This is a genomic window from Vibrio sp. V39_P1S14PM300 (assembly GCF_009904765.1).
Taxonomy (GTDB): domain Bacteria; phylum Pseudomonadota; class Gammaproteobacteria; order Enterobacterales; family Vibrionaceae; genus Vibrio; species Vibrio proteolyticus.
The window spans coordinates 1-6,433 of the sequence record NZ_WXWP01000279.1; the positions used below are offsets into that span (position 1 = coordinate 1).

The following is a 6,433-nucleotide window of genomic DNA, read 5'->3' on the forward strand; positions in this document are numbered from 1 at the left end:
AATCACGGTGCGAAAATTATCGCATGACGTACTTAAACTATTACTTCTTTTTTACTATTGAGCGAGATTAAAAGAAGATCAATATCTTTTTCGAAAAATAAAATCCAATTGCTCGACAATTCAACGGTTATGATCTACTCCAAAATCACCATACCAGTTGGAAAGTGCCACATACTAAACGCGACAATGTAACGCTCACCAGTGCTTGGAACAAATATTTGTTGGGAGTCACAAAAACAACAGTGTTGCAATTCCCCGACATGCCCCTACACTGAGTCAGGTTTCATTTCATAGCAGTAGGATGTCATTATGGGCGACAGAAAACCGATTTCATCTTTTGATTTGTTGCTGATTGCTAATCAGATTATTCAGGATCATGACGATTATATAGAGGGCATGCGCGCCGACTCCGTCGAGGAAAAGGACGACGTATTGGTGTTCAAAGGCGAATATTTTCTCGACGAAAACGGCCTGCCAACCCCTAAAACCACGGCCGTATTTAACATGTTCAAATACCTGGCGCATCATCTGTCTAAAGAATTTACACTGGTGTAAGCCCACATCAGGCCAAACTTAGGGTCATGACGGCAACAAAAAAGCCTTGGCGAACAACCAAGGCTTTGTTTTAACCGCGTGTATTACTGGCTTAGAGCGGCTAATTTATCAAAGTAATCCGGAAACGTTTTTGACGTACAACCAGGATCATTGATGGTCACAGGCGTATCACTCAATGCCACCAGTGAAAAGCACATTGCTATACGATGATCGTCGTAGGTATCAATCGCCGCGTGTGCCAGTTTGGCTGGCGGTGTCACAATCAGGTAATCTTCCCCCTCTTCGACCTCAGCGCCGACTTTACGCAGCTCAGTGGCCATCGCCGCCAAACGATCGGTTTCTTTGACCCGCCAGTTGTACACGTTACGAATCGCCGTCGTCCCTTTGGCAAACAGCGCGGTCGTTGCGATGGTCATGGCTGCATCCGGAATGTGGTTGAAGTCCATGTCCACGGCATTGAGCTCACCAGCGCGCGCAATCACGTAGTCCGCCCCCCATTCAATCTCCGCGCCCATTTTCTCGAGTGCATCAGCGAATTGAATATCGCCCTGAATACTGTGTTTACCAATCCCGGTGACTTTGATTTGCCCGCCTTTGATGGCGGCTGCCGCCAGAAAATACGAAGCCGACGACGCGTCACCTTCCACCAGAAAATCCCCCGGTGCCTGATAGGTCTGACCCGCTTCGACGACAAACTCCTGATAGTCACGGTTGATCACTTGAACACCAAACTGCGCCATAATGTGCAGCGTGATGTCAATGTACGGCTTTGACACCAGTTCACCCACGATCTTGATAGTAACGTTGTCTTGTGCCAGTGGCGCCGCCATCAAAAACGCCGTCAGAAACTGACTTGAGATCGAGCCATCAATTTCGACCGTACCACCTTGTAGACCCGTGCCGTGAATTTTCAGTGGCGGGTAATGCTCGCTCTCCTGATACTCAATATCCGCGCCAGCCTGACGCAGCGCATCCACCAGGTGACCAATCGGACGCTCTTTCATCCGCGGTTCACCAGTCAGTACGCAGTCACCTTGTCCTAAACACAGCGCCGCCGCCAGTGGACGCATTGCTGTGCCAGCGTTGCCCAAAAACAGCTCGACGGACTCTGTCACCGAAAATGGTCGACCCAGTCCCTCGACTTCACAGACGGTTCTGTCGTCCGACAAACGATAGGATACGCCGAGTTTTGACAGTGCATTGAGCATATGTCTGATGTCATCACTGTCGAGCAGATTGGTCAGGCGGGTGGTGCCTTTAGCTAGAGCCGCCAGCAAAAGAGCGCGGTTAGAAACACTTTTTGATCCCGGCAAATTGACTTCGCCGTTAACTTTGTTGATAGGTTGTAACGTAAGGCTTTCCATTAAAGTTGATTATCCTTGGTCACTGCCATATCCCAAGGCAGTGAATAAAAATTCTTCGTACTTGCAGCCTATCTAAATTCGTGCCCCAGCACCACCCCAAATTTGGCCTAAACGACGCTTTATTTCGTCCCTCATATTCAATAGGTTTTATCCACTCTCACGCCATTGTCGAAATACAGAATGCGGACCTCATCACCACGCTCAAACAGCATGTTGTTATCGATGTCCTGAATAACGTCGATCAACTTGTCGTCTTTGGTGCGAATCAACAGCTCCACAAGTTTGTATTCAACCCGGTATTCCTGCTGCGCGTGACTACGGGCAATACCCGCCCCTGCTACCGCTCCGACAGCGGTAGCAACCTGTTTACCGGTCCCACCACCAAACTGGTTACCGACCACCCCGCCAATCACCGCACCCAATAGGGTTTCCCATCCGTTGGCTTTGGATTGAACAATATCTTGTTGCGAGATGTAGCGCACCGAATCAACCTGGCCAAATACAACCTGATTCACTGGACGCGCCGTATTTCTGTCGTATGCGGCATTGGCAACGAAGGGAAAAATTAATAAGATCCAAAACCACTTTCTCACCTGAATGACTCCTTTAAAACATCTGTATGACGATCTATCTTACCGAACTCAGCCCTGACGACTTCTCTTTCCCGTCGCCCTATGAAGCACTGAGTGACCCAAACGGACTACTGGCGTTCGGCGGAGATCTGCACCCTGAGCGCATCTACTCTGCTTACCAACATGGTATTTTCCCATGGTATGGTCCGGGAGAGCCCATTCTGTGGTGGAGCCCCTCACCTCGCGCCGTCTTTAATCCTAAGACATTTAAACCAGCAAAAAGTCTTAAAAAGTTTCAGCGCAAACAACAATATCGTGTCAGTCTCAATCGTGCGACTGAGGAGGTCATCCGCTTGTGCGCGGCAACACGCCGCGAAGAGGAAACCTGGCTGAATACCGATATGCGCCGCTCTTATCTCAGTTTAGCTCAACAAGGCCACTGTCATTCGGTGGAAGTGTGGCAGGGTGACACATTAGTGGGCGGGCTGTACGGCGTGAGTGTCGGCCAACTGTTCTGTGGCGAGTCCATGTTCAGTCTGTCGACCAATGCATCCAAAGTCGCCTTGTGGTATTTCTGCCGCCACTTTGCTCGCCATCAAGGTCAGATGATTGATTGCCAGGTGATGAATCCACATCTTGAATCGCTCGGCGCCACATCACTGGAACGCGACGATTTTATACATTCCTTGCTATCCTTTAGGGAGAAAACCACCTCGTCGGGATGCTTCGATTCTCAGTGGTTAACGCTTAGTTCAGAGGGTGAAGAATGAGCTCTGACATTCAACATATCCGCATTGGATTAACCGACAGCCATGCCTGCAGCTACTTGGCGGGTCGTGAAGAACGGGTCGCCGTCGCACTGGATAACCAGATGCACAGCAATGAAAGCTATGAAGTGCTGCTCGCCAACGGATTCCGTCGCAGTGGCGATACGATATACAAGCCGCATTGTGACCATTGTCAGGCATGTCAGGCTTTACGTGTGGCGGTGCCTGATTTTACCATGTCAAAAAGCCAGAAACGCCTATTGAACAAAGCCCGTCACCTTGACTGGTGCCTTAAGTCGGATCTGGATCCTAACTGGTTTTCCTTATATGCCCGTTACATCGAAGCGCGTCACAAAAACGGCTCGATGTACCCGCCACAAAAACAGGACTTCTACCAATTCGCTAAGTGTGAATGGCTCGATACGCAATTTTTGCACATCTATGACCGAGGACAATTGGTTGGTGTCGCGGTCACCGATGTCATGCCCCGCAGTGCCAGCGCGTTCTATACCTTCTACGATCCGGATTACCCACTGTCCCTTGGTACCCTTGGGGTGCTGCTGCAACTCGAATACTGCCGCCAGGAGAAAAAACACTGGCTGTACCTCGGTTATCAGATAGACGAATGCCCAGCGATGAATTACAAAGTCCGCTTTCATCGCCATCAAAGGCTAGTAAATCAGCGTTGGCAAGGGTAGAATACGCCACAACTTTACTTATATCCCTTTTAACGGCATTATTTCGGCCGTTGAAAACGCCCATTTTATTAAAGAGGATTAAATGGCTAAAGAAGACGTAATTGAGATGCAAGGCACGGTCCTTGATACTCTTCCAAACACAATGTTCCGTGTTGAGCTAGAAAACGGTCACGTAGTTACTGCTCACATCTCTGGTAAAATGCGTAAGAACTACATCCGTATTCTTACTGGTGACAAAGTAACTGTAGAGATGACTCCATACGACCTTTCTAAAGGCCGCATCGTCTTCCGTGCTCGTTAATCTCTGATTATCGAATACATCAAAAAACGGAGCCCGATGGCTCCGTTTTTTGATGCTGTTCGACAGGCAGTTATTTATCCAGAGCCGTTTTGTAGTGATAACGACATACAGATACGTACTTATCATTACCACCAATGGCGACCTGATCACCCTCTTTGATTGGCGTACCATGTTCATCTGTGCGAATCACCATATTGGCTTTGCGACCACAGTGACACACCGTCTTCAGCTCAATCAGCTTATCTGCCCAGGCTAACAGATACTGGCTACCTTCAAACAACTCGCCCATAAAGTCGGTACGCAGACCGTAACACAGCACCGGGATATCCAGCTTGTCGACCACTTCAGTCAATTGATAAACCTGCTGTTTGGACAAAAACTGGCACTCATCAATCAAAATACAGTCCACTTTCTCTTTGAGGTGCAGTATGTCGATGTCCTGATACAGATTCGTATCGTCACGGAACAGATAGGCATCGGATTGTAACCCAATGCGTGACGCAACTTTGCCGATGCCATAACGGTCATCGATGGCTGCGGTATAAACCACAGGATTCATACCGCGCTCCTGATAGTTAAACGAAGACTGAAGCAGCGTGGTGGATTTACCCGCATTCATTGCCGAGTAATAGAAATACATCTGAGCCACTAAGGGATTCCCATAATCATGTTAATGACAGAAAAAAGGGCTGAATTCACAGCCCTTTAAATTGAAATTCAATTATTTACGACGCCAGGTCGTGCCATCCGGCCCATCTTCCAGAACGATACCCATTTCGGTCAGCTTATCACGCGCCATATCGGCGTTGGCCCAATCTTTTGCGGCTCGGGAATCATTGCGCAGTTTAATCAGTGCTTCGATTTCAGCCACTTCATCATCATTGCCGGCATCGCCTTTTAGGAATGCATCGGCGTCCTGATACAAAATGCCAATTACATCCGCCAGTTCACGCATACGCGCACCCAACGCGCTGGCCGCATCCAGATTGTCGCCTTTCAGACGGTTGATCTCGCGAGTCATGTCAAACAACACGGAGTATGCTTCCGGCGTGTTGAAATCGTCGTTCATCGCCTCAGTGAATCGCTGCACGTACTCTTCACCCCCGTCAGCCTGAACCGTCATGTCCAGGCCACGCAGCGATGTGTACAGACGCTCCAGAGAGGCGCGCGCCTGATTAAGATTTTCTTCGCTGTAGTTTAGCTGGCTACGGTAGTGACCCGACATCAGGAAATAACGCACCGTTTCCGCATCGTAATGCTTCAGTACGTCACGGATGGTGAAGAAGTTGCCCAAAGACTTAGACATTTTCTCTTTGTCGACCATCACCATGCCACTGTGCATCCAAGTATTCACATACTGAGTACCGTGCGCGCAGCACGACTGAGCGATCTCATTCTCATGGTGCGGGAATTGCAAATCCGAACCACCACCGTGAATATCGAAATGGTTGCCAAGAATGGACGAGTTCATTGCGGAACATTCAATATGCCAACCCGGACGACCGGCTCCCCACGGAGACTCCCACGTCGGCTCCCCCGGTTTCGACATTTTCCACAGCACGAAATCCAGCGGACTGCGTTTCGCGCTTTCGACGTCAACACGAGCACCGGCCTGCAGCTGATCCAAATCCTGTTTAGACAGTTTGCCGTACTCATCAAATTGGCTGACTTCGAACATAACGTCGCCATTGTCTGCCACATAAGCGAAACCGCGTTCGATCAGTTTTTCCACTAACGCGATGATCTCGTCGATGTATTGGGTGGCACGAGGCTCAACATCTGGACGCTTCATGTTCAATGCATCGAAGTCGGCGTACATTTCAGCGATCAGGCGCTCAGTCAGAGAGTCACACGACTCGCCATTTTCCGCCGCACGCTTGATGATCTTGTCATCAATATCAGTGATGTTACGGACAAACGTCAGGTCATAGCCCAGAAAGCGCAGGTAACGCGATACCACATCAAACGATACGAACGTACGGCCATGACCGATATGACAGAGATCGTAAATAGTAACCCCACACACATACATGCCGATTTTACCGGCATTAATTGGCTTGAATTCCTCTTTCTGTCTTGTGAGTGTGTTATATATTTTTAACATGAGCTCTGTCTGATATTAAGTTAAACAAAATAGTGGCTCAGTATAACAACTTGGGCTGTGTTACGTAATCCC

Annotated in this window: 8 protein-coding genes; 4 read left to right on the forward strand and 4 right to left on the reverse strand. The window is 49.0% G+C overall.

Annotated features, from left to right (window positions below):
* The first annotated feature begins 309 nt into the window (after positions 1-309).
* Positions 310-555: a YciN family protein gene (locus tag CAG65_RS14185; protein WP_021704045.1), complete on the forward strand. Its 246-nt coding sequence runs from the start codon at positions 310-312 to the stop codon at positions 553-555.
* Between the two features lie 83 nt (positions 556-638).
* On the opposite strand, the gene aroA is transcribed toward CAG65_RS14185, so the two are convergent.
* Both aroA and CAG65_RS14195 read right to left on the reverse strand, forming a co-directional pair.
* Positions 639-1,919, reverse strand: coding sequence for a 3-phosphoshikimate 1-carboxyvinyltransferase (gene aroA, locus CAG65_RS14190; protein ID WP_161454069.1), 1,281 nt, complete (start codon positions 1,917-1,919; stop codon positions 639-641).
* 137 nt (positions 1,920-2,056) lie between these two features.
* On the reverse strand, positions 2,057-2,512 hold the full coding sequence (locus CAG65_RS14195) for a glycine zipper 2TM domain-containing protein (RefSeq protein ID WP_161454070.1): 456 nt from the start codon (positions 2,510-2,512) through the stop codon (positions 2,057-2,059).
* Positions 2,513-2,538: 26 nt separating this feature from the next.
* Here CAG65_RS14195 and aat point away from each other — a divergent pair, with 26 nt between their 5' ends.
* The 3 genes from aat to infA all read left to right on the forward strand — a co-directional run bounded on the left by aat (position 2,539) and on the right by infA (position 4,257).
* Positions 2,539-3,261, forward strand: coding sequence for a leucyl/phenylalanyl-tRNA--protein transferase (gene aat, locus CAG65_RS14200; RefSeq protein WP_161454071.1), 723 nt, complete (start codon positions 2,539-2,541; stop codon positions 3,259-3,261).
* Positions 3,258-3,956: an arginyltransferase gene (locus CAG65_RS14205; RefSeq protein ID WP_161454072.1), complete on the forward strand. Its 699-nt coding sequence runs from the start codon at positions 3,258-3,260 to the stop codon at positions 3,954-3,956. The genes aat and CAG65_RS14205 overlap by 4 nt, the downstream gene beginning before the upstream one ends.
* 82 nt (positions 3,957-4,038) lie before the next feature.
* Positions 4,039-4,257 carry a translation initiation factor IF-1 gene (infA, locus tag CAG65_RS14210; RefSeq protein WP_001040192.1) on the forward strand — a complete coding sequence of 73 codons (219 nt, stop codon included), beginning with the start codon at positions 4,039-4,041 and terminating at the stop codon, positions 4,255-4,257.
* Between the two features lie 70 nt (positions 4,258-4,327).
* Here the strand turns inward: infA and CAG65_RS14215 are convergent, their stop codons facing one another.
* Together CAG65_RS14215 and cysS are read right to left on the reverse strand one after the other, a co-directional pair.
* On the reverse strand, positions 4,328-4,906 hold the full coding sequence (locus tag CAG65_RS14215) for a thymidine kinase (protein ID WP_161454073.1): 579 nt from the start codon (positions 4,904-4,906) through the stop codon (positions 4,328-4,330).
* Between the two features lie 72 nt (positions 4,907-4,978).
* Positions 4,979-6,361, reverse strand: a complete 1,383-nt coding sequence (cysS, locus tag CAG65_RS14220; protein ID WP_161454074.1) for a cysteine--tRNA ligase — start codon at positions 6,359-6,361, stop codon at positions 4,979-4,981.
* Positions 6,362-6,433: the final 72 nt, after the last annotated feature.

Excerpts from the sequence above, each read along its gene's own strand:
- CAG65_RS14185 (WP_021704045.1), top strand. The coding sequence starts at position 310 with ATGGGCGACAGAAAACCGATTTCATCTTTTGATTTGTTGCTGATTGCT.
- cysS (WP_161454074.1), bottom strand. The coding sequence starts at position 6,361 with ATGTTAAAAATATATAACACACTCACAAGACAGAAAGAGGAATTCAAG.
- CAG65_RS14205 (WP_161454072.1), top strand. The coding sequence starts at position 3,258 with ATGAGCTCTGACATTCAACATATCCGCATTGGATTAACCGACAGCCAT.
- aroA (WP_161454069.1), bottom strand. The coding sequence starts at position 1,919 with ATGGAAAGCCTTACGTTACAACCTATCAACAAAGTTAACGGCGAAGTC.
- infA (WP_001040192.1), top strand. The coding sequence starts at position 4,039 with ATGGCTAAAGAAGACGTAATTGAGATGCAAGGCACGGTCCTTGATACT.
- aat (WP_161454071.1), top strand. The coding sequence starts at position 2,539 with ATGACGATCTATCTTACCGAACTCAGCCCTGACGACTTCTCTTTCCCG.